Genomic DNA, 24,152 nt, shown 5'->3' with positions numbered 1-24,152 from the left:
AATCTACGGATTAAAACGCGGGAATATCAGTTTGACTGCGCCCCAGAATCAGAGCGTGGATATCATGAGTGCCTTCGTAGGTATTCACAACCTCTAGATTCATCATGTGGCGCATCACGGGGTACTCGTCTGATATGCCATTGCCACCCAGCATATCTCTAGCTTTGCGCGCGATCTCAAGTGCCTTGCCGCAGGAGTTGCGCTTGATCAGGCTGATGAGATCTGGGGATATCGTGCCATCACTCAGCATTTGACCGGCGCGCAAACAGCCCTGCATCGCCAGTGAGATGTCGGTCTGCATGTCGGCTAATTTGAGTTGTATCAGCTGATTGGCTGCGAGCGGCCGGCCAAACTGCTGTCGATCAAGAGTGTACTGCCTTGCGGTATGCCAGCACGTCTCCGCCGCGCCCAAAGTTCCCCACGCAATCCCATAGCGAGCGTTGTTGAGGCATCCAAAGGGCCCTTTAAGTCCCCGTACATTGGGCAACAGGTTTTCTTCGGGAACAAACACCTCGTCCATTACAATTTCGCCGGTAACAGAGGCGCGCAACGCTAGTTTCCCTTCTATCTTAGGCGCGCTTAACCCGTCCATGTCCTTTTCAAGAATAAAGCCCCGGATGACGTCGTCATCGGTTTTTGCCCAGACCACAAAAACATCAGCAATAGGGGAGTTGGATATCCACATTTTTGCGCCAGAAACACGATACCCCCCATCGACACTGCGTGCGCGGGTCGTCATACCGCCTGGATCGGAGCCGTGATCAGGTTCGGTGAGGCCAAAGCAGCCAATCCACTCACCGGTGGCCAGTTTGGGTAAATATTTTTCCCGCTGAGCGTCATCGCCGTAAGCATAAATAGGGTACATCACGAGGGATGATTGAACGCTAAGCATTGAACGGTAACCAGAATCGACGCGCTCTACCTCACGCGCAACGAGGCCGTAGCAAACATAATCGACACCGGGACAGCCGTAGCCATCGATAGTGGAGCCCAGGAGCCCCATCTCGCCCATCTCTCTGAAAATGTTGGGGTCAGTGCTTTCATTCCTGAAGGCGTCTTTTACCCGAGGTAACAACTTGTCTTGGGCATATTGCCTAGCGCTGTCACGAACCATGCGTTGCTCGTCATTTAACTGGCTGTCCAACTCAAATGGATCTTCCCAGTTGAGTTGGGTCCAATTCGTTTTAGCTGTCATCGTTAACTCCGAAACTAGTGCAATATATTTTAAGTTTAAAATATCTATACCGGCTTACCAAGCTCTTGTTGTTCTGACTGGGCTTTTTTACAAATAAATAATCAGCGATCTTTGGGCGGCATCAGGATTGATCAAATTGACGCGCTTGCTCTTTATCTTAAAGCTACCATTTTTTGGCCTGAGCTCATGCTGTGCGGTAAAAGCATAAACCCGTTGCTCATTCTGGTACCACACCACGACATGCTGGGTAGATTCGACGATCAGTCCGCCTTCAGAGGACGGCCCTTTGATCTGGACGTTTCCGATGAGGTGTGAGCATCGCGTCTGGCTATCTTTGGAAGCAGCACGAGGATGAACAAAATTACGCCGTCGAATCTCCATCATGACGCGATCATCATAGATGTGGGACACGTGATTAATCGGATCGACCTGATTCTCAGTGGCAGGAATCCAATAATAGGCATCCTCAGTGTAAAGCTCGATCCAGCTATCAAGGTCAGGACGGTCCAAGTAGCTGGCCTCTCGATAGAGGAAACTCTCGATTGCAGCGAGCTCAGGCATAATCGACTCCTCGCTGATAGCTTTGTTCCATGTACGCTTTCCAAGCTCGATACTGGGTGCGCATATCTAAATCAGAAGTTCCGCCGCCCTCGATTCGATCGGGCAGTATTCGATCTTTGCCATACTGGCGATGAAATTCGACCCAATCGTTGACCGGGGAGTGGAGCCCCTTCTGCGTTCGACGATAGACTTCCAGATCGTCGGGGCCCACCATGCCCATCGCTGAATTAATGAGGCGGCTATAGAGCACCGTTCGCTGCAGCATAGTATCGGGAGCGCCTTTCAGCCGAAATGACCAGCTTTCGACGACGAAACGATCTACGCTAATGGGGCGGATAACGCGGATATTTTGCACCGCGCACTTTATGGTAAGTGATGGGTAGTACAGTACGTTGTGGGTATTAAAGGCGTAAATTTCACGCGTCCTAGTTTCACCGTAAGCAGCGACCATAGCTTCGTGGTAGTCCGGGTCGACCGAGTAGTCAGCATGAATACTGGTTTTACCGCCATCGTAGTGGTGTCCATAGTCGAAACCCGTAATGCCGGTGTTCTCAAAATTTTCATAGCTTGCCCCAAAGGGCGGAATGATTTCAGCTTCTCGTCGTTGCTTGGCAGCCTCTGGGGGAAGGGTGGCAATGTACGACTCTGCGGCTTTCACTACAGATTCGTGAACTACCATAGGGTGCATCGTGTCATTGAGGTTTTCGAGGATGAACTTCCAGTTACAGTCATGCTCGTAGCGTAATACGCCACCGGCAACTTCTACCTCGCCTTCTGGGGCACGATCACAGAGATTGTCAAAGCATGTGATAGCGCCTCCCATCCAAGTGACCAGATCCGGGATCTCGTCAGAGAGCGTGGCGAATACAAAGCCCCGATAACTCGATACCTGTGCCAGTGGTTGCATGCTGTAGCAGGGTTCAGAGGCATCGAACCCTGTGTCCTGATAACCGTGCTCATTGGGTATCTTAAGAAGTGACCCATCAAATCGATAACTCCAACCGTGGTAGGCACAGCGCAGAGCTCCTCTGACGGTGCCTGACTGTTTATCAACCACTTTGGCCCCTTTGTGGCCGCAACGATTGTGGAGGACACGGACCGAATCGTCCTTATCCCGAATCATGACCACGGGTACTGCATGATTGATGTTGGTGGTGAAGTAGTCACCAGCATTGGGAACCTGTGACTCATGACCGATGTAAATCCACGCCTGGCCCCAGATGCGACTCATTTCAAGTTCAAAGATATCGGGGTCCGTGTAGAGGCTGCGATGCAGCTTGGTGGGTTTGACCAGCGCATCAAAGTTACGATCGGGAATTTTCTGCATATCGACCTCCGTTACAGCGCCAACGAGCCAAGACTAGCTCCGCCGCACACCATAAGTGTTTGACCTGTGATAAAGCCTGATGCTTCGTCGGCGAGAAAATCGACAGCATGGGCGACATCAATCGATTGACCTAATCGTTTCACCGGAATGCTGGCAGCCATGTCTCCAAGTTTATTACTATCAGGTGGTACAACGGCTTCGAACATTTCCGTGTCTTGAATGGGGCCTGGTGCAACGGTATTCACCGTAATACCGTATTGGCCTAATTCCAAAGCCCATGTTCTTGCCATACCCATCATGCCTGACTTGGTCGCGCTGTAACTGGTGCGTGTTGCGAGACCGAGAGCCGCTCTGGATGTGATCAAAACGATGCGCCCAAAGGCCTGTGATTTCATGCCGGGTATGACTGCTTGTGCCAAAGTGATCGCAGCACCGATATGCACCTCACTGAGATAGTCATAGTCTTCCAAATTGACGTCCTCGATTAAGTTCGGACGTATTAGACCCGCATTGTGAATGAGGCCGGTTACGTTGTAACGCTGGGCAATCCCCTGTGCCACATCTTTCACGGCAGCCCTATCGCTTAGATCGAGAGTGATGTTTTCGAGTTGACCGCTGGGGTGTTCAAGGGGGCGTCGAGACAGATTGATGACGCGATGATTACGCTCCAGTAAGCGCGAGCAGATGGCAGCGCCAATCCCGGTGCTTCCTCCCGTTACGATAAAACTATCATGGGCCATGGTCGTATAGTCTCCCTGGTGCCTGAGAGTTCCCTCAGATACCTTGTTGGCGTTTTGCAGGTTGATCGAGCTGAATGGTGGCGATGATGGCTTGTCGCAATGCAGGCGTAGTGATATCTGCTGAGGCAGGTACAGCTATAAGCACGACCGAGCGTGACGCGTCTGAATGCGAAAACACCTGCACTCGATTTCCAGTTTTGAGATCCCCCGCAGCTAGGTGCACGATGGCGACTGGGCCAACATCGAGCTGCACTGAGGCTATTGTCCAAGGAGCCTCTTTAATACGTCGCTTAAAGTATTCCCAGAGACTGTGGTGTAGTTGTGATTGGGCGAGTAGGGTGCCCGTGCAGGGTGTGTCACGATAAATGAGCGTGCTGCCTAAACAAGCTCCGCATAACTCTGTCGGGGGGTACTGAACGTGGCCGCAGTCAGTGCAATTTTGGAGTTGCAAAATGCCGGGGAGATTCACAGCGGAAAATTGACTGCCGCAAACCGAGCGGTGCTTTGGCGGCCGTGCTCGTGCTCTCAGCGAAGGTCGACCAAGTTTGAGCCGTTTGCGCATCTTATCTTTGATGTTCACCGGGCGACTCCTTGCAACATGGCGGCTGCGGTGCAAATGCCCCGATCATAATTAACCATGCCATAGCCACTCACCAGACCTACGCGGGCATTGCTTACCTGATTTTTTTGCGCCTTCCCTGTGAGTTGTCGTAATGATTCAGTGACACCTAGAAATCCCGCAGCAGCACCTGCCTGACCGCATGATAGCTGGCCGCCCGAGGTATTATGGGGCAGCTTGTTGACCCCGGGACCCGATTGGTCAAAGCGCATATCGGTTTGCCCTACGAAGGCGGGTGCATTGCCTTTGCTGCAAAACCCCAGATCTTCCATTTGCAACATGCTGATTACCGGATAGTCATCGTAGGTTTGCAGGAAATCCACGTCTTGGGGGCCAGTTGCAGCTCGGTTGTACAAATCTTGAATGTATTCAGTCCAGCCACCTCGGTCTTGTATGGGGTCGTCGGCATGGGCGTTGTGGCATTCATCGGCGGCGAGAATGCGCACGGCGGGTAGGTTAAGTTGATTAGCGCGATCTTCTGACATCACCAGGAATCCTTCGCCACCCGCACAGGGCATGACACAATCAAAAAGATGCAGTGGCCCAGCAATCGGTCGAGCGTTCAGGTAGTCAGATAATGAAAGCTTTTTGTGTCCTAGAAGCGCTCCTGAAAAGTGATTAGCGTTATAGCGTTGATCAAGACAGATTCGAGCAAAATCTTCGCGCTGGGCTTGATAGCGTTCCATGTAATGGGCGGTGATAAGGCTGAAGGGGCCATTGGGGCCAGCGGCACCGTAAGGGAATGCGGCGTCGGTGCTCCAGTTGGAAAAGTGAGCGGCAGTAGTTTCAAAAGATCGATGTGCTGCGCCATCGCCCCCGATGCAGGCCACAATCTCAGCCTCGCCACACTGCACGGCGCGGGCAGCGCGTCGTAGAGCCAATATGCCCGATACTCCCCCCACATTGGCCTGCTCCAGCCAACGGACACAGAGTCCGAAGTGCTGGGTGAGGGCGACTGCAGAATCGACGCCCAAAGAAAAGCTGGAGACTGAAAAGCCATCGATGTCTTTTTTTGTAAGCCCGGCAGTGCTGATCATTTCCCGTAAAACTGAGCCCACGAACCAAGCAGCTCCGTGGGGGCTCTGGCGCGCATACCCAAGGCTGATGGGAGTCGTTAAGACAACACCGCTATAGTCTTTCATGCTAACTTCTTCCGCGTTTTATACGCACGAAGGTCAAAGGCATCCCCTTTGGTGACGCAAGTTTTGGCGTATTGCTTTATGTCGGCACGCTTAGGTTTATTGGCCGCCGTCACCGGTAGGGCCTCAGCAAACAGTATCCAACCCGGGGCTTTAAAGTACACCAGCTTTTCCAATGCGATGTCCTGTATGGCGCGTGCCGTATCGAGGCTGCCCTCAAATGTGGGCTTGAGGATAACGCACAGCGCAACTTCATCTCCGCGCATCTCGTCTGGCACGGCAGTCGCCACAGCGGATTTAATCGCCGGGTGGTCGCCTAGGGCAGCCTCAATTTCCAACGCGGAGATGTTTTCCCCCGAGCGTCTGATGATGTTTTTCCTGCGATCCACGAAGGCGAGATTGCCGTCTTCTAGCTCTACCACGACATCACCTGTATTTAGCCAGCCGTCTTCCCAAGCCTCTGCAGTGGCCTCAGGATTTTTTAAGTAGCCTGAGAAATAGCCTTTTTTGGGGTCAGAACCTCGGGCTCTGACGCGCAACTCGCCCGGCGCTCCTTTGTTAACAGGTTTCTTCTGTTCGTCGACAAGCTGCCATTCAACGGCGTCTATTGGCTGACCGAAGCAGCAGTGGCCAACATGGCGGGGCTCATTGCTAGCAATGATAGCGCCGCCAGCCCCGCACTCTGTCATAGCCCAGGCCTCTATCAAGGGAAACCCAAAGCGCTTTTCAAAGCGTTCATGGTGTGCTGGATTGACCCCTGCACCGAAACCAAAACGAATTTGCGTAGAAAAATCGTCCAAGGGCTCCTCTGGTAAGGCGAGCAAGATTGCTGGTAACACGCCTAAATAGTGGATGGCGGTAGCCCTCGACTCACGAAGGCTTTGCCACCATGTCCCGGGGTGGAATCGGTCGAGTTGAATGAGGCATCCGCCTGTCATAAACATGGCCATCGTTGAAACAGACATGGCGTTCATGTGGCTCAGGGGCAGGGGCGTGAGCAGCCGCTCGTCACCCTCGCGTAAAGCAATGTGGCCACCGAGATTCTGGTACCAAATTCCCTGCTGTAGGAAATAATCATTGTTGAGCAAGCAGCCCTTGGGTTTGCCGGTGCTTCCTGAGGTGTAGAGGAGGGCGCATTCGCAATTTAACCCACCTGTAGCGACAGGAGTCGCTGGCACACTACCGAAATCCAGCGTGCTAACTTGGTCTGGGCTAATGACAGGGATTGATAGTTTCAGTGCGTCGATAACGCCGATCAGGCGGGCACAGTGTGAATCGAGTGTCAGTACAGCTACCGCTTCACCGTGCTCTAAATAATAGGGTATCTCCGCATCAGGCATCTCGTGATTGATAGGAATGACCGAAATTCCAAGGGCGTTTAGCGCAAGCCATTGAATAAAAAATTCGGGACGATTTTCCAACATCAGTGCCACACGCCCGGTGACCCCTGTCTGCCGCCAAATCTCGGTAGCTTGAGCGATAGCACTTTCGAGTTCTCTGTAGGACAGGGTGATTTCTTGCGACGAGTAATGCTGGCAAGCGCTCAGTGGAATATGCAGGGCATCATGGTCGGGGAAGCGCATGGCGCTTAGGGCAAGCACCTCCCTTGGGCTTTCTGGCAAGGCGTTACTCACGGTGATAATCAGCGAGTTGTCCCCCATTGTCTACCAGTTCTGCCAGTAGTGGAGCGACCTGCCAATGCTCGGGGTTGAGCCGACCATGGAATTCATTAATCTGCGCCACGGCTATATCGAGACCCATCGATTCAATGGTGTGCATGGGGCCACCTTTGAATCGCGGAAAGCCGTAGCCGTAGCAATAAACAACATCAATATCACTGGCGCGCTGGGCAATGCCCTCCTGCAATAGCTTCGCGCCTTCATTGGCCAGGGCGAGCGTTAGTCGATTAACAATTTCGGCATCTTTAAGTTCTCGAGGCGTGATCCCCAGTTCTTGGCGTGCTGCTGTGACAATGGACATCACTGCTGAATCTTCCTGCCGTTCACGGGTTTCGGGATCGTATTGGTAATAACCTGCACCCGACTTTTGTCCAAGGCGGCCAGCTTCTACCAAGCGATCTGCAACCATGTAACTAGCGGGGTCTCCCTTTTGTTCTGCAGTAAGCTGTTCTCTGGCTTTGTAGCCGATATCGAGTCCGGCAAGATCACTTACTGCGAGTGGGCCCATAGCCATTCCCCAAGACTCCATGGCACTATCAATTTGAGCGGGCGTACTGCCCTCGATGAGGCAAAGGGCAGCTTCTCTACCGTAGTGCTTCAGCATGCGATTACCGATAAACCCGTAGCACATCCCAGACAGCACGGACACTTTGCCAATTTTTTTACCAACGGCCATCGCGGTTGCAATGACAGCATCGCTGCTAGCAGCACCCTTTACGACTTCGAGTAACTTCATGACATTGGCTGGGCTGAAAAAATGCATACCCAAAACTGACTCGGGGCGCATAGTAGCGGCCGCAATTTCATCGATACTTTGGTATGAAGTGTTGCTTGCGAGAACAGCGCCGGGTTTGCAAATTCCGTCCAACTTAGCGAAGACCTCCTTCTTGACCTCGAGGTTCTCAAAGACAGCTTCAATCACCATGTCGACATTAGCGAGGTCGTCAAAGTTTGATGAAGTTGTAATGTTTGCCATGGTTAAGTCTATATGAGCGCGTGTGAGTCGCCCCTTTTTTTCGCTGATGGCGTAGTTCTTGGCGATTTTTTCTAGGCCCAGTTTAACGGCCTCGTCAGTCATATCGACGAGAGTGACTGCGATGCCTGCCTGCGCGAAACACATGGCAATGCCACCTCCCATAGTGCCTGCGCCAATGATACCCACGCTGGTAATGGCTAAGGGTTGGGTGTCTTTCGGCAGTTTTTCGATCTTCGCAGCAGCACGTTCTGCAAAGAACATGTGCCTCAAGGCTGCAGATTGTGGGTCTGCGAGGCATTTCATAAACTCCTCGCGTTCCCGTTTTAGGCCCGACTCAAAGGGGCTCTCTGCTGCGGCGATTAGGCAGTCGAGAATGCGCTGTGGGGCGTGTTCGCCTCGGGTTTTTTTCAGAAGCTTAGCCTTCATGCTTTCGATAAGGTATTTGTCCTCTGCACTCAGGGAGAGCGCTAAAGCGCTTGCCTGTCTCTGAGGAGCACTTTGCTCCACGAGCTCGACGCCGTAAGCGATGGCTGAGTCTTCGAGACTATCTTCAACGACTTTATCCACTAATTGCAGTGTCATAGCACGCTGGGCGCTTATGGGATTACCTGATGTAATAAGGTCGACAGCGGCAGGGAGGCCGGCAAGCCGGGGAGTGCGCTGGGTGCCGCCTGCGCCGGGCAGCAGACCTAACTTAACTTCAGGCAACCCCACTTTTCCCGTGGCTAAAGCGATCCGGTAGTTGCAGGTTAGTGCAACCTCAAAGCCCCCTCCCAAAGCGGTGCCATGGATGGCGGCGATCGTAAGCTTGGGGTGATTGTCGAGTGTAAGTAACAGATCTGGTAAAGACGGTGCCTGCGGTGGTTTGCCGAACTCAGTGATATCTGCGCCAGCAATAAAGGTCCGGCCATCACAGGAAAGTACAACGGCCAAAGAATCGTCGGTAGAGGCCGTTGCCAGTGCCTCCATGATTCCATATCTGACTGCGTGGGACAGCGCATTAACGGGCGGATTGTTGATCCTAATAACACCAACCGATCCGTGCCGCTCATAAGTTACTACTGTTCCCATCATCAAACCTCTCGTCAGTGTGTTTGTTTGTGGAGTTGCGCAATTGCTGAGTGTATAAGCAGACGCCACCTCGTCTCTAGGAGTCTATCAAAAACCCCCAAATACTTTAAGCTTAAAATATTATTGTCGTATCAGGGGGCGGGAGAGGTTGTTACCGGCAAGCCCAGTAGGTGGTCAGCTTGGCGTTCAGCTAAGGCGCTCAAAGTAAATGTCGGGTTAACGGCGCCACTGCTGGGGAATAAACTGGGGCCTGAGACATATAAATTGTCAGTATCGTGGACGCGACCAAAGTTGTCGGTGACCGATTTAGCCTCATCACTGCCCATAACGGTGCCGCCCATAATGTGCATCGCAACTCGAGGTCCATGCCAAACTTCAGTGGCACCTGCCGCACGAAAGATTTCCTCGCCCTCGTCAATTCTTTGTTGCCAACGGCTGGCCACCTCGGGAGCAATATCATGATGGGTGTTGGCTATTGGCATCCCGGTATCATCGCGCGCATCACTCAGCGTTACGCGATTATCCGGACTGGAAATGTCCTCGACGACCAGAGTCATATTGGCGAGGTGTTTTGCTGCGCGTTGTAGCCAGGGGCGCAGTGCAGCACCGGTGACATCAGGCCTTGACGTGCCATAGCCCAACAAATCATGGGGTTTGATGGCATTGGCAATAAGCCATTGCGACGACCCAAAGCCTCCGCTTTGATCCTTGTTGCCGTAATCATCATGGCAAAGTAGTTGCCCGCCAGAGACGCCCAGATGGGGTGTCGTCTCATCATCGAATAACCCAAAGATTGTGCCGGCGGGGTGTGTCGTTAGGTATCGGCCCAGTTGGTCGTAACGATTGCCTGGAGCAGCTGTTGAGCTATCACCAGAATTCAAAAGTATACGACTGGTTTGCACGGTGAATGCCGCAATAATGAAACGTTTGGCATTGAGCTGGTGTCGTTCGTCGTGCTGGGCGTATTCAACGGCACGGATATTTTTCGCATTTCCTGAGTCCCGAAGCACTCTCAGTACCTGAGCGCCGTAGCGTATGTCCACTCCTGCGTCGAGAGCTTTTGGTAACGATGTGACGAGGGGGTTAGCAAGAGCGCCAATTGGACATCCTGCGTCGCACCAGCCATCGAATTGGCAGGGGGCTCTGCCATTTCTGGGAATACTGTTGATGGCTAGTGGTAGGGGGGAGGTGCGTCGCCCAGTTGCCTGAAAACCCCGTTCAAGAACGCGTCCTTGAGCGAAGACGGGTAGGGGCGGCATCGGGTAGGGAGTGCCCGGTGGACGCCAAATTTCCGCGGTGTGGTCACCACTGAGGCCCACGGAATCCTGAATGCGATCGTAGTAGGGTTGTAGGTCTTCATATGTCAGCGGCCAGTCAAGACTGCGCTTATGATTATTGCGTACCTTAAAATCTTCAGGGTGCAAACGCAGCCAAACGCCGTAATGATGCGCAGCTGAGCCGCCAGTGCCAGAACCTGCATTAAACGCATGTCCCACAGGGTGAGTACCCGTTTCTTCGACCGCAGTTCCTGACCATTTGAGTTTGCGGGCCCAAATTTGCGAACTCACCATATCTCGGACCTCGCGTTGAGGCCCGGCTTCCAATACCACTACTGACTCGCCGGCCTCAGCCAGTCTCGCAGCCAGTAGCAACCCTGCAGCACCTGCGCCGACAATCACGGTATCGGGTGAGCTTTGTTTCACCAAGTAGTCTCCGGTCGAATGTGAGCACTGTATGGGATACCAAGGTCAGCAAATCCAGCTTCTGATCCGTAGGTCACATCGAGAGCATCAGCGCGCAGTAAAAAAAACACATAGCTTGCGGGCGGACCCTGCCAATCGGAAACGGTATCTGTTGCCATCGCAGCGGCTACAGACTTCACCGGCTCTTTATCCAAAGCATTCATCACCGCATCAAGGGCGGATGAGTAAAAAGCCGTTTGTTGTTCAACAGGTACCCCGACATATTTAGCCATGAGGAGTGACTCGGGACCCGCGGCAAGCTGTGCATCGATGTAGGCGCCTATGCCGCTTTTTGCACTGCCAGGAACAAGGTGATCGGCAAGGGAGGTTAAGGCCTGGACTTGGGCGCTAGTTAAGATTTGAGGTGTGAAATCTTGAGCGACAGCCTCGCTCGGTGTCGCCCAAACCTGCCGCCCACCAATTAAAAATAAACCGAGGGCGGCAGCGCCCCCGGTAATTACATCACGCCGGTTGGGGCCGGCCGCCATTAAAACTCCTTGCGCAGGCTAAGAGCGTAATAACGTGGAGCTTTATAGGCTACCTCGTTACAGCCACACAGTGTAGCCAAATCAAAGCCCTGAATTCCGGGGCGCTCATCGGTCAGGTTTCTAGCCGCCAGTGTTGCTAACCAACCGTTGTTTGCGTAACTGATCTGAGCATTAAAGACGGTGTAGCTATCGAAGATGTCAGCATCGAAATTACGCAGGTTGTAGTAATACTCATCCGAATAGCTAACGTCCCCTTGGATGGCCATCTGACCTCCCATGGCGTCGAAGCTATAACGTGCTAAGCCGGTCACCTGGAACTCAGGAGCATAGGTTGGATCTACGTCGCTCGCGGGCAAGGGTGAACCGTTGCGCAGAGAAACGTCTTTGACCGTTGCGTCAAAGTAAGAGCCGCTGAGTATTAGGTCTAGGCCTTCAACCGGGTTGGTTTGAATTTCCAGTTCAACGCCGTAGTTATCAGCATCTTTATTGATAACGACACCACCTACGCCCACAAAAAGGAAGGCTTGGTAATCAGCGTAGTCATAATAAAACGCCGTACCGTTGATGCGAGTCTTCCCGCCACCTAACGTGGCCTTAAAGCCACCTTCATAGGATGTAAGTTCTTCGGAATCGTAGGGGAGGCCAGCGTCGCCCCCAGAGCCAAAGTAGGCACCCAGCAATGGCGCGTTGTAGCTGCCAGCTTTCACACCTCGGTTGACGCCACCGTAGAGCATGAGATCGTCATTGACCTGATAAGTCAGCTGTAGCTTTCCAGCCCAAAGGCTCTCAGAGCGGTCGTCGGTATAGCTGACCCCCGTACCCGGAAAGCACTGGTCTAGCTGCCCTGAAAAGCAAGGTGAGCTGTTGACGACAAAAGACGACTCGGAAGGCGCAACACCAAGGACCAAGCCAAAGTCTTTCTCTTCGCGCATCGCACGCAAGCCGGCTATGACTGTTAGGCGATCAGAGAGGTCGTACTCATATTGACCAAAAATACTGTATGAGTCTGTTTCCAATTGCGCCGTGGTGCCGACATCAATGGGAACCCCGCCAAATACATCGGCAAACGAGGCTTGCGGCCCCTTGAGACCGTTCTCCGACTGGGAATCAATATTTAAGTAGTAAAAACCCGCTACCCAACGACTTCGATCATTTTCTCCATTGAGGCGAAGTTCTTGTGTGAAGCTGTCGGCATCAACCGCGGCGTAGTTGGCCAGTTGGTTTACAGGTGCTGAGTCGACGTCAATGAACAAAAGCTTCTCGTAGTTTTTATAGTCGGTAATTGACGTAAACGTAATGCTGTCTGACAAGTCCCAGGACAATTTGAAATTGACGCCCGAATTCTCTGTGCTGCCTTGGTCGGCAAAGGCAAAATCTCCGGAGAACGTGAAGTCATCGCCATCGGGGTCAAGATAGCCAAAAAAATCAGCGCCGGGAGCGAGTCGCCCTGGTAGGCCGCCACCGCCGCCCGGTAAAAACGAGTCGCCATCTTCGATATCGGCACCGGCATCCAAACCCGTATCGTTGCCGCTAGCGTCGAACAGTGCCGTTAGGCGAGTTTCATTGCTAGGGGTGTTGATGACATTGATAAGCTCGGGTGGTGTGTCTGGATTATTGTCGTGGTCTTGGGCAATACCAAGGGTTGATTTGCTCTGATAGGGACCGGTGGAGACTTCGCTGTCGGAGTAATTGAAACTCAGGTCCATGCGAAGGCTGTCACTGGGCTGAAACGCAAACCGTAAACGCGCGGCCATGGTGTCATCGTCACCAAGATCGGCACCGGAACCGGGTCCAGGATCGCCTAAAAATGGCAGTTGGTCGGCGTTGCTGTAGAGGTTCTTCAAATAAGGGTCTTGCTTGCTATAGCGAAAGGCAGCGCGAGCGGCAACGGTATCACTAAGGGGGCCGCCAACAGCACCTTCAACGACGTATCGGTTGGCGTTGTTTGCGGTATCAAACTGACCCACTTCGACGTCTAGGTAGCCAGAGGTTTCATCAAAGCTGGGCGAGTTGGAAATGAAGTGGACTAAGCCGCCCGTGGCGTTACGCCCGAACAACGTTCCTTGAGGCCCCTTCAGAATTTCAACGCGGTCAATATCAAAAACAGCAAAAGTCTGCGCTTGAGCGACAGCGATATAGCCTTCATCGAGATAAACGGCGTTGGGTGCCTCGATAATGTCATTGAAATCGTTTTGGGTTACGCCGCGAATCGAGAACTGGGTGTTCTGGCCGGCGAGGTTGCCTGAAATGTGAACGCCGGGCGCGAAGGTGGCGATGTCAAAGCTCTCAGAGACGCCGAGGGCATCCATTTGTGCGCCGGTAAAAGCGGATATGGCGATTGGGACATCCTGAAGGTTTTGCTCGCGTTTTTGAGCAACGACTACGATCTCCTCTAAGACGCTCTGACTAATGGCAGGTACCGCGATTGTCACCGCGCTGATGGCAACGGCTAATTTGGATATCGAAATTTGTTGTTTCATCATGAGCTCCAGAGGGTGATTTATTGGTTTTATATTTGTTTAGTTTGTTATTAAAATTTTGCGACGTCCCATAAATACACTTTAAGAGTCTTGTTTGGGTAGCCGCAACCCTTTGCTTTCCAATCGAGGTAAAACTTCCTGTCGAAAATAGGGAAACTCTTTGGCGTAATCGACGAAGGATAGCGTAGTGCCGGCTACCCCGGTGTTGCTTAACTGCTCCAACAAGTCGGCGATTTTGTCTGGGGTTCCCACAAGAGGGAAACCGCCATGACCCGCCGCGAAGCGATCCCTGAACATTGCCAGCGCTTCGGGAGGGAATGACTGGGCATGTAGCCCCTGAAGCGTCATTAGATTGTCGACTGCTTCCCAGTCAGCGTTCTCGTTCGCGTACCAGTTGAGATAATCGTCAGCTTCTTTTTGGGTAGGGCGGCACACAACTGAGCAAAAAGTAAGTAGGTCGACCTCGCGCTGGACACTCGCGGCTCTTGCGGTGATGTCCTTGACCGTCTCAGCGGCCTGCTCAAAATCGAAAACGGGCGTAAACAGGAAGTCAGCGTTGCGCATGGCAAAATTACGGCCTTCATCAGAGGCCGCTGCGTTGATGACGGGCATTCTGTCCTGAATGGGATGAGGAAGGCTATACACGCCTTTGCCCTGGTAGAAGCTGCCGTCCCAATCGAAGGGTTTGTCTTCAGTCCAAAGTTTTTGCACGTAATCAAACCACTCTTGTGCCATGGCATAACGATCAGCGTGATCGCCGGGTAGATCCTTGCCGAAGGCGTCGTACTCGGGTTTGTTCCAGCCAGCGACGACATTAAGCCCTAGGCGTCCTCCTGACATTTGGTCAAGTGTCGCCAGTTGTTTTGCCGTGACTATGGGGTGATTGAAAGCTGTGTGGACCGTCGCGAACACCTGAATGTTTTTCGAGTGTGCTGCTAACCCGGCAGCCCAGGTCACAGTTTCAAGTACATTGCCGTGAAAATCCTTCTCACCGCCGTAGCCAATCCAGCGTGCTATGGGCAGCATGAACTCAATCCCAGCCGCGTCGCACTGCTTGACCAGGTCGATGTTATTTTCCCAGTTATTATTCCAGCGCTCATCGACCTTGGTCACTGCCATACCGCCGGAGCAATTGGCTGAAAAGGTACCGAGTTTGAGTTTATTTTTTGACTCTCGCATCAGTGACTTCATGGTCTTAAACTCCAGTGCGCGGCTGATTCATGAGTAGTCGGCGGCGCTGTAATATCGACCACTCTTGTCTGAGTGAAACACTTTAAGCTTAAAACATCAATGCGCTGCAGTTTCCGTCAAAAGTTTGCCGGCTCGCGCTGGCATTGAGGTTGCTGCTGTAGCAGCTGTGGTTGTAATTAATGTTGCTAAATCCACACTCAATGAGGAGACATTGACGTTCATGGCAGCTTGCGTCAGCAAGAAGTTTTTATGCTGTAGTGGCGTTCGCAGGTCACGCGCCGGCGATATGGCTCGCAGCGGTGACAAAAACGCTGACTAGGGGCGCAATGCTAACCCGCTACCACTGAACCGAGGCGGGCTGCACTCTATCGAACTGCAGTGACTTCCACCTCAACCAGGGCTTGATCCTCAATTAGGGCGGTAACTTCAACAACACTCATCGCAGGGTAATGCTTGCCCATGACTTCTCGATAAATTGCCCCCACCTCTCGCAGATTGCCTAAGTAGGCTTTTTTGTCGGTGATATACCAAGTCATTCGGGTCATATGTTCTGGGCCTGCCTCGGCTGCCCGTAACACGGCGAGAACATTTTGAAGCGCCTGACGTAGCTGCCCAGAAAATTCCTGGCTTTCAAAAACCTCATCTGAATTCCAGCCAATTTGCCCGCCGCAAAAAATGTGATGGTTGCCTTGGGCCATAATGCCATTGGCATAGCCTTTGGGTCGCGGCCAGCCATCGGGAAGTAGGGTGGTATGCATGAGCTAATCCATTTGCAATGAGTTGTGAAGAGTAATACTTTATATCTAAAGTATCACTGGGAGTGGCCAGGAGGCCAGCCCAAACTATGGCAGCACTACCGTTATTAAATTCAGTGTTCGCGCAGCGACGCGAGGGGGAGCAAAATGAATAATGCACTTATGGACGTTGCAGCAGGCTTGGTGTCGGGCACCATCAAAGTTGTTGATCTTAGTGTGACGCTCACGTCCGAGACGCCTATTTTACAGTTGCCTGAAGAGTTTGGATGGAAGAACGCTTGGCCATTTAGTAAGGAAGAAATATCACGCTACGACGAACGTGGACCGGCTTGGTACTGGAATAACATAAAGTGCGGGGAGCATACCGGCACGCATTTTGACGCGCCGATTCACTGGGTTACGGGCAAGGATCATGAAAACCATGCGACTGATACCCTGCCGCCAAGTACTTTTGTAGGCCCTGCTGTCGTTATTGATGCCACCGCTGAGAGTCAGGCCGACGAAGACTTTCTGCTCACCGTAGAGTTTCTCAAGAACTGGGAGGCAGAGCATGGTCAGATCCCCAAAGGGGCCTGGGTGCTCTACAGAACTGACTGGTCCAAGCGCACTGACCCAGAGGACTTTCTCAATAAGCGCGATGATGGTAATCACAGTCCCGGGTGGGATCCTGCTACTATTACGTTTCTTGCCGAGGAGCGAGATATTCTTGGCGTAGGTACTGAAACTGTAGGGACTGACGCTGGACAGGCCGCTGCACAAGACCCCATGTTTCCTTGTCACAATCTTATGCACGGCGCCAATAAATGTGGTTTGGCCAGCTTGTGCAATCTCGACGAGTTGCCAACTACGGGGGCTATATTAGTGGCGGCACCGCTCAAAATTCAAAACGGCTCTGGCAGCCCCTGCCGAGTTATTGCGTTAGTGCCTGCCTGAGCGCGGACGCCGTCTTTAGCGCTTGATAAGCAGGAAACGAAAGTATGGCTGAACGCTCTTTCTCGGAGGAGGTGAAGAAACTGCGAGCTGGTGCAGGGGATATCTTCGAAGGCGAAGGTATCTTGGCTATCACCAAGGCGCTGCTGCAATCTGGGGTGTCCTATGTTGGCGGGTATCAGGGCTCGCCCATCTCACACCTCATGGATGTCCTCAACGACGCTCAGGAGATTTTGAGTGAATTGGGCGTACATTTTGAGGCGAACGGTTCTGAAGCAACAGCGGCTGCAATGCTGTCGGCATCGATTAACTACCCCTTGAGAGGGGCGGTCACTTGGAAGTCTACCGTTGGCACCAATGTGGCCTCAGATGCACTGTCTAACCTTGCCTCGGCGGGTGTTACGGGTGGCGCGCTGGTGATCGTTGGCGAGGACTACGGCGAGGGCTCCAGCATCATGCAGGAGCGTAGCTATGCCTTCGCGATGAAGGCTCAAATGTGGCTAATGGACCCAAGACCCAATCTGACGAGCATTACCGACATGGTGGAGCGGGGCTTTGAGCTGTCAGAAGCCTCTAATACTCCGGTCTTTTACATGATGCGCATTCGCGGCTGTCATGTGACTGGTGAATTTATTGCCAAAGATAACGTGGCGCCAGTTTTTAATAGTCAGGCGCCTGTTACACCTCAGCGTGAACCTGAAAAAATCATATTACCGCCCTATGTGTACGAGCAAGAGCGGGAAAAAATTGCCCAGCGTCTGCCGGCGGCGATTAAATTTATTCGTGAGCAAGGGCTCAATGAGCAGTTTCCCGGGCGTTATGAGTCTCTGGGGATTATTACCTGTGGTGGCTCCTACAATACGGTCATTCGAGCGTTGCAACGGCAGGGTTTGGCCGACGTGTACGGCAAGGCCGAGGTGCCTATTTACTGTATGAACGTCGCGTACCCCTTGGTACCCGATGAGTTGGTCGAATTTTGCATCGGCAAAGAGCAAGTGCTGGTGCTTGAAGAGGGGCAGCCTGAGTACATAGAGCAGGGCATACAAACGATTTTGAGACGCCGTGACATTCAAACGCGAGTGTATGGCAAAGATATTATGCCCATGGCTGGAGAGTACACCGGCCAAGTCATGCTGGAAGGTGTGACTCGATTTTTGTTGGCTGCTAAAGACACGCAGATTCCTTTGGAATTGGACATGGCGTCGGTGCTGGCCTTGCAAACCCCTGTGAGTGACGATGATATTGCCGCACTCATGGAGAATTTGCCCCCCAGGCCTGCGGGGCTCTGTACCGGTTGTCCGGAACGGCCCCTGTTTTCTGCTATTAAGCAGCTGCAGGAGGAAATAGGTCCTTTCCACATATCATCAGACATTGGTTGTCACTCCTTTGCCACCGCAGCGCCATTTAACCTCGGCAACACGATTATGGGTTACGGGTTGTCGCTGGCGAGCTCTTCCGGAATGCGTCATGCATTACCTCACAAGGCCATCAGCATTATGGGCGATGGCGGTTTTTGGCATAACGGATTGACCAGTGGCGTGACCAGCGCGGTGTTCAATGGCCACGATGGGCTGCTCATTATTATTGATAACGGCTATTCGGCGGCAACGGGTGGGCAGGATATTCCCTCGTTAGTAGAGCCGAATTTGATTGCATCGACGATCGACGCCCAGCGTCCCCAACGTGAACAGTGGCAAAACATTGAGGATGCGTGTCGAGGGGCAGGTGTCGAGTGGCTGCAAACCGTGAGCACCTACAATATCGAGGCGATGAAGAACACCTTGCATGATGCGTTAACAACAGACGCGCCGGGCCTCAAAGTCGTGATCGCAGAGGGTGAATGTATGCTCAACCGTCAGCGGCGGATAAAACCCCTGCTGAAAAAAGCGATCGATACCGGGCAGCGTGTTGATAGAGCACGTTTTTACATCGACGCTGAGACTTGCACCGGTGACCACGGGTGTATCCGTCTATCAGGTTGTCCCTCGCTAACGATTAAAGATAACCCAGATCCTTTACGCGTCGATCCTGTTTCTTATGTAGACAATAGTTGCGTGGGGTGTGGGGTTTGTGGGACTAACGCACACAGCGCTGTATTGTGCCCGTCCTTTTCTCAGATTGATCTTGTTTACAACCCCACGCGCTTTGAACGACTTCGTCATGGGTTGCGTTTGCGTGTTCGCAACTGGTGGCGAGACCGCGATCTTCGCCGAGGGGAGCGGGCAAGGCTGTGAGTGCGCCGTTGAAGACGATAAATATGCTTGTCGCCGCCCTAGGAGGTGAGGGCGGTGGCGTTCTGACCAACTGGCTGATTGAGGTCGCAAAGCGTTCGGGTTGGTATTGTCAGAGCACATCGTTAGCTGGAGTGGCGCAGCGTACTGGCGCGACAATTTATTATTTGGAGTTTATACCCCGTTCAGCAGATCAACCTGAACCGGTCATGAGTTTGTTTCCCGCCCAGGGGGACATTGATATCGCAGTGACCTCTGAAATAGCCGAGGCGGGCAGAATGATCAGTCGCGGCTTTGTATCACCGGAGAGAACCACGCTAATTTCTTCAGACCATCGGGTATACGGCATCACTGAAAAAAGCGATACCACAGACGGCACCGCTGATACGGGTTTTATTCTCGATCTTTCGACACGCTACGCCAATCGCTTCGTGCATTTCGATTTGCTCGAGCTAGTGCAGCGTCATGGCACGGTTATTTCTGCAGGCTTGTTTGGAGCTATCGCCGGAACAGGAGTGTTGCCTTTCCAGCGCGATGTCTTTACTGAAGTCCTTGCAACCGGAAAGGGCGCGGCGGCAAACCGCGCTGCCTTTGACGAAAGTTTTGATCGAGCGCAATCGGGGGGTGTGGCACTTTATGACCCTGATCCCCCATTGGCGTTTGGTTTGCCTGACGCCACAACACCTTTGGGGGATAGGCTGTTACCACTGATTGCTGCCTTGCCGCAGGAAGTCCATGAGGTTGTTTATCAAGGGGTAGTCCGTCTGCTGGATTATCAAGATGAAGCTTATGCCCTAGACTTTCTTCAGCGAGTTACGCAAGTGGTGGGTATTGATGGTGGGCAAGACAGCTATGGCCTGACCGAGGAGACAGCTCGGTGGCTGGCGCTGTGGATGGCCTTTGAGGATATTCCAAGAGTAGCGCAGCTTAAGTGCCGGCCTGCTCGAGAGGCGGAAATTCGTGAGGAAGTTCGTGCAGCTGCAGGTCAGTACATTCAGGTCACCGAATTTTTCCATCCGCGGGTTGAAGAAGTTGCCGCGCTACTCCCTAAAACATGGGGGCAGCGATTGTTGAACTCCGATTTGCTGACAAAAGTCTTGGGCTCCGTGTTGGGCGCTAGAAAATTGCGAACAGACAAGGTGCTGACTCAGTGGGCATTGCGACGGCTCGCAGCACTTAAAGGTGGCCGCCGTAAAACTCTGGGTTTTAGTCAGGAATGGGAAATGATTGACCGCTGGTTTTCAGCTGTGTTGGCGGCACCCTCGACAGAGGTTGCAAAAGCTATTGCGGATTGCGGTGGTATGGTCAAGGGGTATGGCGCAACGCGACACCGAACGACCTCGCGGTTACTCGCCATTTTAGACGCGGTAAAAGCGCAGGATGTGGTGACAGCAGACTTTATTCGTCGAGCACAAAAGGCTGCGATGTTGGGGGAGGATTCGGCTGTTTTTGATGATTTAATTCAGAGTGAGTCATCCCCGATCACACAGGTTGCTCAGTGATCGACCGTCTAACCACCGCCTGGGCACAATACTTTCCCGGTGTCGCTGTAGCCACAGCGGTGGCGCTTGCGGCCTCGTTTATCGCCCAGCGCTACGGTGCCCCTGCCATGCTAATGGGCCTACTACTCGGCATGGCCTTTCATTTTTTAAACGAAACCCCTCGCGTGGGACCGGGCTTAGAGTTGGCAGCGGTGAAGGCCCTGCGGTTAGGTGTGGCATTGCTGGGGTTGCGTCTTACCGTGGCAGATGTAGCCTCGCTAGGGTGGACCCCCGTGTTACTTGTCATCTTTGCAGTGCTAGCAACCCTGCTGTTTGGTGTCGTGTTGAGCCGAATCTTGGGTTGTGACCGGCAGTTGGGTGTACTGACGGGGGGCAGCGTGGCGATTTGCGGCGCTTCGGCGGCGATGGCGATTAGCAGCGTGCTGCCAAAAGGGCCAGATACCCAGCGTCAAACGCTTTTTACCATTATTGGAGTAACTAGCTTGAGTACCATTGCCATGGTGCTCTACCCGATTATCGGGGACGTATTGCAGTTGAATGATCAGGAAATGGGAATTTTTATCGGCGCAACAATTCATGATGTTGCGCAAGTAGTCGGAGCTGGCTATAGCGTGTCACTCGCAACAGGCGATTTGGGGACTTTTATCAAGCTCCTTCGAGTGGCAATGTTGGTGCCGGTGGTGTTGATGATAGGGATTGTTTTTCGCACCAAAGTCAGTGCAGCCGTGGATCGGCAAAAAGCGCCTGCCGTTCCTCTGTTTCTCATTGGCTTCATTGTTTTATTCGCGGTGAACAGCTCTGGCTTCATACCTTCAGAGGTCATTCAGCCGGTGGCCAATCTTGCCCCTGTGCTGCTCTTGGTGGCAATTGCCGCTTTGGGAATACGGACCTCCATGCAGGAGGTCATGACCATTGGGATGAAGCCCGTTTTGTTAATTGTCGGTGAAACGTTTTTTATTGCGGCGGTTATTGTGGCTTATCTGCTTTGGATAGCTAAGTAGTCATTGGTCGCTTCGACCAGTCAGTGGTTTCGCTCCGCTAAAATATCAATTTCAAAGGTCATCACCAAATTACCGTATTGGTTAAACGCTTCATTGCGACTGCGAATAATGCCCCAGCGATCGCGAACCACCTTGTCCGACTTGCTGACTATTTCATAGGTGTAGGTCAGGGTATGGCCGGGCCGTACAGGCTCCAGCCAGTCGAGTTCAAGGATAGCAACGCCAGCGCCATTTCTGCGGCCGTCATTGACCCCTTGGGCATAGACCTCCATGTAATCAACCATTTTGCGCATCCACATGGCGCATAGGTGCCAAGGTGTCGCCACGAGACCGCCCCAGCGTAATTGGCGAGCAGCTTCGGGATCCATAAATTCGGGTGTTGGTGCGTAGCGCTTTGCAAACTCGATCATTTCAAGTTCGCTAAAGGTGTGGCTGCCGAACACGTGAAACTCACCCACGGGGATATCTTCGAACCCGCGATTTCGCAAATACAAGGCACTCATAGCGTTTCGTCCTTGGCTACTGCGACTCGGCAGGTCATCTCAGCCACTGCTTGATCTTTGGCATCTTTCAGGACCACAGCAACATCGAGGGAGTCACAGCCAGGCACAGGGCTGCTTGGCAAGGTATCGCCAAATGAGACTTGTGCAATTAATTGATCATCGACGAAGGTAGGGCGCAGCCAACGCATATGGTTGACCTTCGTGGTGGTGATGTACGCAACTCCCTCAGCAGCGAGCGCCTCACCGGTGAGCCGTGATGCCAGCGCACCCACTTGCCAGCCGCTGGCACAAAGCCCACCAAAAATTGAGGCGTCTGCGGCCGCACGGTCAAGGTGGTAGGGCTGAGGATCAAAAAGTCGCGCAAAATCGACAATGCTTTGCTCATCCAGCGTAATAGCGGGGCTTTCTGCAGCTCGAGCGTCCGGCATAATTCATGGGTCCTAATAAAAAGAGAGACAGGGCGCAGGGTCAGCACCGTTGCCAGTGCCGTAATTGTAACCCGAAGTAATCTGGCTTGAGATCCTGTTGAGATTATTCGGTGCAAAACGTGTCACTGACGCTCCCACGCTCCCACGCCCCCACGCCCCGAAGAATTAATGGGATTATCTGGCCTACACCTCAATTCCCCCGATGTTTGGCGTCGAATTGTTAGCGAGCCCCATCATGGCGAAATTCATTTTGTATTATCAAAATTCAATATTATTTTTATTGACGGCAATTAGGCGGGATGACCGGCGCTGCCGACGCCATTGTCGAAGCCGAGGAGCTTGATAATTTCTATTGTCAGTTTCACTCCCGCCTGTTACCTGTATAACCTGAAAAAAGGCGCAGCAGGGCACTCGATGTTGATGAGACCGTGCTTTGCTCGCGCTCATCTTCGTTTTGAGCGCTAAATACAACCTTGGGAGTGCGCTTCTATGAAAGCAGTTTTTTATCGTCAACATGGCTCTGCAGAGGTGCTCGAAGTGGGTGAGTTGGCCATACCTGAGCCCGGCCCAGAGCAAGTTCTTGTTCGTGTTGCAGCGGCAGGCGTGAATCCTATTGATCGCAGATTGCGCAGCGGTGAATTGCAGGAATATATTTCTCGCACTTTTCCGGTAGTGCCTGGTTGGGATTTTGCCGGCGAAATTGTCGCTCTGGGGACTGACGTGAACTCAGGTTGGCAGGCGGGTGATCTTGTCATGGGTTTAGCCTTTACCTGGTCTATTCAGCATGGAACTTATGCAGAATATGTTCCCGTCGACGCAGCTTCTATCGCGAAGGTTCCAGAGGGTTTCGATTTGTTTCAGGCCGCGGCATTGCCTTTGGTAAGTCTCACCGCATGGCAATCGATTCATGAATATGGCGGGCTGGCTCAGGGGCAGTCAGCGCTGATACAGGCCGGTGCGGGAGGGGTTGGTAGCGTGGCTATCCCCATGGCGAAGCATTTGGGAGCTCGTGTGTATGCGACTTGCAGCACTGCCAGCATGGGCTACGTCAGTGAGCGGGGTGCCGATGTTGTCATTGACTATACCCAGCAAGATTATGCTCAGGTCCTCCGCGATTTAGAGCCCGAAGGTTTGGATGTGATACTTGAAACACTCTTGGGTGATGGCGTTCCTGAAACGGCCATTGGCTTGGCTAAAGATGGCGGCACTGTCATATTTATGAATAACGAGCCACCGGCGCTACCTGAAATTGAGGCTAGAGGCATTCGCACTCAGTTTTTACATCACAGGCCGGATGGCGCGATGCTGGCTGAGTTAGCAGATCTCTACGGGCAAGGAATTTTGCCCGCGCCACCCGTTGAGGTGCTTCCCCTTGCGGCTGCGGTAGAGGCGCACCAGCGCTCTGAGCATGGGCACACTCGCGGTAAAATTGTGTTGGCGATCGGTGATTAGTGCCGCTGCATTGCAAGGCTTCTGGAAAAACTTTGGGTCGGTTTGACGAGTACAAAAAAACTATCTGAGAGGTTTGGCCGCGGGGCTGTTTCGGTGCATATGCGGCTGCGGTGATGGCACTTCTTATTTGCCACCTCCCAGA

20 protein-coding genes are annotated in these 24,152 nt (G+C 52.8%); 5 read left to right on the top strand and 15 right to left on the bottom strand.

The features are described from left to right. Positions 1–10: 10 nt before the first annotated feature. From ACMAY6_RS09220 to ACMAY6_RS09160, 13 genes are all read right to left on the bottom strand, one after another. On the bottom strand, positions 11–1,195 hold the full coding sequence (locus ACMAY6_RS09220; protein WP_435211207.1) for an acyl-CoA dehydrogenase: 1,185 nt from the start codon (positions 1,193–1,195) through the stop codon (positions 11–13). 87 nt (positions 1,196–1,282) lie between these two features. Next, positions 1,283–1,756: an aromatic-ring-hydroxylating dioxygenase subunit beta gene (locus tag ACMAY6_RS09215; protein WP_435211205.1), complete on the bottom strand. Its 474-nt coding sequence runs from the start codon at positions 1,754–1,756 to the stop codon at positions 1,283–1,285. Continuing rightward, a complete protein-coding gene (locus ACMAY6_RS09210) occupies positions 1,749–3,083 on the bottom strand; it encodes an aromatic ring-hydroxylating dioxygenase subunit alpha (protein WP_435211204.1) in 1,335 nt (444 codons plus the stop codon). The genes ACMAY6_RS09215 and ACMAY6_RS09210 overlap by 8 nt, the downstream gene beginning before the upstream one ends. Positions 3,084–3,094: 11 nt before the next feature. Further along, positions 3,095–3,823, bottom strand: a complete 729-nt coding sequence (locus ACMAY6_RS09205; RefSeq protein ID WP_435211202.1) for an SDR family NAD(P)-dependent oxidoreductase — start codon at positions 3,821–3,823, stop codon at positions 3,095–3,097. A 34-nt stretch (positions 3,824–3,857) separates the two neighbouring features. Continuing rightward, positions 3,858–4,403 carry a Zn-ribbon domain-containing OB-fold protein gene (locus ACMAY6_RS09200; RefSeq protein WP_435211200.1) on the bottom strand — a complete coding sequence of 182 codons (546 nt, stop codon included), beginning with the start codon at positions 4,401–4,403 and terminating at the stop codon, positions 3,858–3,860. Next, a complete protein-coding gene (locus ACMAY6_RS09195) occupies positions 4,400–5,584 on the bottom strand; it encodes a thiolase family protein (RefSeq protein WP_435211198.1) in 1,185 nt (394 codons plus the stop codon). Before ACMAY6_RS09195 ends, ACMAY6_RS09200 begins: the two co-directional genes overlap by 4 nt. After that, positions 5,581–7,215 carry an AMP-binding protein gene (locus ACMAY6_RS09190; protein WP_435211197.1) on the bottom strand — a complete coding sequence of 545 codons (1,635 nt, stop codon included), beginning with the start codon at positions 7,213–7,215 and terminating at the stop codon, positions 5,581–5,583. Before ACMAY6_RS09190 ends, ACMAY6_RS09195 begins: the two co-directional genes overlap by 4 nt. After that, a complete protein-coding gene (locus ACMAY6_RS09185; RefSeq protein WP_435211196.1) occupies positions 7,208–9,310 on the bottom strand; it encodes a 3-hydroxyacyl-CoA dehydrogenase NAD-binding domain-containing protein in 2,103 nt (700 codons plus the stop codon). The genes ACMAY6_RS09190 and ACMAY6_RS09185 overlap by 8 nt, the downstream gene beginning before the upstream one ends. 128 nt (positions 9,311–9,438) lie before the next feature. Further along, the gene (locus ACMAY6_RS09180; protein ID WP_435211194.1) at positions 9,439–11,010 is read right to left on the bottom strand and encodes a GMC family oxidoreductase; all 1,572 of its coding nucleotides are present in this window, start codon (positions 11,008–11,010) and stop codon (positions 9,439–9,441) included. Further along, positions 11,007–11,537 (bottom strand): Tat pathway signal protein, encoded by a 531-nt coding sequence (locus ACMAY6_RS09175; protein WP_435211192.1) that lies wholly within the window; start codon positions 11,535–11,537, stop codon positions 11,007–11,009. The genes ACMAY6_RS09180 and ACMAY6_RS09175 overlap by 4 nt, the downstream gene beginning before the upstream one ends. Continuing rightward, positions 11,537–14,017 (bottom strand): TonB-dependent receptor, encoded by a 2,481-nt coding sequence (locus ACMAY6_RS09170; protein ID WP_435211191.1) that lies wholly within the window; start codon positions 14,015–14,017, stop codon positions 11,537–11,539. The genes ACMAY6_RS09175 and ACMAY6_RS09170 overlap by 1 nt, the downstream gene beginning before the upstream one ends. An 81-nt stretch (positions 14,018–14,098) precedes the next feature. Further along, positions 14,099–15,208: an LLM class flavin-dependent oxidoreductase gene (locus ACMAY6_RS09165; RefSeq protein WP_435211189.1), complete on the bottom strand. Its 1,110-nt coding sequence runs from the start codon at positions 15,206–15,208 to the stop codon at positions 14,099–14,101. A 365-nt stretch (positions 15,209–15,573) separates the two neighbouring features. Then, positions 15,574–15,966 (bottom strand): RidA family protein, encoded by a 393-nt coding sequence (locus ACMAY6_RS09160; RefSeq protein ID WP_435211187.1) that lies wholly within the window; start codon positions 15,964–15,966, stop codon positions 15,574–15,576. 144 nt (positions 15,967–16,110) lie between these two features. On the opposite strand from ACMAY6_RS09160, the gene ACMAY6_RS09155 reads away from it, so the two are divergent. From ACMAY6_RS09155 to ACMAY6_RS09140, 4 genes are read left to right on the top strand one after another with little or no spacing between them, the layout of a single operon-like run. Then, positions 16,111–16,896, top strand: a complete 786-nt coding sequence (locus ACMAY6_RS09155) for a cyclase family protein (RefSeq protein WP_435211185.1) — start codon at positions 16,111–16,113, stop codon at positions 16,894–16,896. 44 nt (positions 16,897–16,940) lie between these two features. After that, positions 16,941–19,127: a thiamine pyrophosphate-dependent enzyme gene (locus ACMAY6_RS09150; RefSeq protein ID WP_435211183.1), complete on the top strand. Its 2,187-nt coding sequence runs from the start codon at positions 16,941–16,943 to the stop codon at positions 19,125–19,127. Continuing rightward, the gene (locus ACMAY6_RS09145) at positions 19,124–20,626 is read left to right on the top strand and encodes an indolepyruvate oxidoreductase subunit beta family protein (protein ID WP_435211181.1); all 1,503 of its coding nucleotides are present in this window, start codon (positions 19,124–19,126) and stop codon (positions 20,624–20,626) included. The genes ACMAY6_RS09150 and ACMAY6_RS09145 overlap by 4 nt, the downstream gene beginning before the upstream one ends. Next, entirely contained in the window at positions 20,623–21,627 is a 1,005-nt protein-coding gene (locus ACMAY6_RS09140) for a YeiH family protein (RefSeq protein ID WP_435211179.1), read from the top strand. The genes ACMAY6_RS09145 and ACMAY6_RS09140 overlap by 4 nt, the downstream gene beginning before the upstream one ends. 20 nt (positions 21,628–21,647) lie before the next feature. On the opposite strand, the gene ACMAY6_RS09135 is transcribed toward ACMAY6_RS09140, so the two are convergent. Continuing rightward, positions 21,648–22,130: an FAS1-like dehydratase domain-containing protein gene (locus ACMAY6_RS09135; RefSeq protein WP_435211177.1), complete on the bottom strand. Its 483-nt coding sequence runs from the start codon at positions 22,128–22,130 to the stop codon at positions 21,648–21,650. After that, positions 22,127–22,558, bottom strand: coding sequence for a MaoC/PaaZ C-terminal domain-containing protein (locus ACMAY6_RS09130; RefSeq protein ID WP_435211175.1), 432 nt, complete (start codon positions 22,556–22,558; stop codon positions 22,127–22,129). Before ACMAY6_RS09130 ends, ACMAY6_RS09135 begins: the two co-directional genes overlap by 4 nt. Before the next feature lie 489 nt (positions 22,559–23,047). Here ACMAY6_RS09130 and ACMAY6_RS09125 point away from each other — a divergent pair, with 489 nt between their 5' ends. Then, entirely contained in the window at positions 23,048–24,010 is a 963-nt protein-coding gene (locus ACMAY6_RS09125; protein ID WP_435211173.1) for an NADP-dependent oxidoreductase, read from the top strand. Positions 24,011–24,152 lie beyond the last annotated feature (142 nt).

Origin of the sequence: Luminiphilus sp. nBUS_16, assembly GCF_051201645.1 — a bacterium.
Taxonomy (GTDB): Bacteria; Pseudomonadota; Gammaproteobacteria; order Pseudomonadales; family Halieaceae; genus Luminiphilus.
The sequence above is the reverse complement of the archived record's forward strand: the minus strand, read 5'-3'. Positions and strand labels throughout refer to the sequence as shown.

Coding starts and splice junctions, on each gene's coding strand:
- ACMAY6_RS09220 (WP_435211207.1), bottom strand. CDS start 1,195: ATGACAGCTAAAACGAATTGGACCCAACTCAACTGGGAAGATCCATTT.
- ACMAY6_RS09215 (WP_435211205.1), bottom strand. CDS start 1,756: ATGCCTGAGCTCGCTGCAATCGAGAGTTTCCTCTATCGAGAGGCCAGC.
- ACMAY6_RS09210 (WP_435211204.1), bottom strand. CDS start 3,083: ATGCAGAAAATTCCCGATCGTAACTTTGATGCGCTGGTCAAACCCACC.
- ACMAY6_RS09205 (WP_435211202.1), bottom strand. CDS start 3,823: ATGGCCCATGATAGTTTTATCGTAACGGGAGGAAGCACCGGGATTGGC.
- ACMAY6_RS09195 (WP_435211198.1), bottom strand. CDS start 5,584: ATGAAAGACTATAGCGGTGTTGTCTTAACGACTCCCATCAGCCTTGGG.
- ACMAY6_RS09185 (WP_435211196.1), bottom strand. CDS start 9,310: ATGATGGGAACAGTAGTAACTTATGAGCGGCACGGATCGGTTGGTGTT.
- ACMAY6_RS09175 (WP_435211192.1), bottom strand. CDS start 11,537: ATGGCGGCCGGCCCCAACCGGCGTGATGTAATTACCGGGGGCGCTGCC.
- ACMAY6_RS09170 (WP_435211191.1), bottom strand. CDS start 14,017: ATGAAACAACAAATTTCGATATCCAAATTAGCCGTTGCCATCAGCGCG.
- ACMAY6_RS09165 (WP_435211189.1), bottom strand. CDS start 15,208: ATGAAGTCACTGATGCGAGAGTCAAAAAATAAACTCAAACTCGGTACC.
- ACMAY6_RS09160 (WP_435211187.1), bottom strand. CDS start 15,966: ATGCATACCACCCTACTTCCCGATGGCTGGCCGCGACCCAAAGGCTAT.
- ACMAY6_RS09155 (WP_435211185.1), top strand. CDS start 16,111: ATGAATAATGCACTTATGGACGTTGCAGCAGGCTTGGTGTCGGGCACC.
- ACMAY6_RS09150 (WP_435211183.1), top strand. CDS start 16,941: ATGGCTGAACGCTCTTTCTCGGAGGAGGTGAAGAAACTGCGAGCTGGT.
- ACMAY6_RS09135 (WP_435211177.1), bottom strand. CDS start 22,130: ATGAGTGCCTTGTATTTGCGAAATCGCGGGTTCGAAGATATCCCCGTG.
- ACMAY6_RS09130 (WP_435211175.1), bottom strand. CDS start 22,558: ATGCCGGACGCTCGAGCTGCAGAAAGCCCCGCTATTACGCTGGATGAG.
- ACMAY6_RS09125 (WP_435211173.1), top strand. CDS start 23,048: ATGAAAGCAGTTTTTTATCGTCAACATGGCTCTGCAGAGGTGCTCGAA.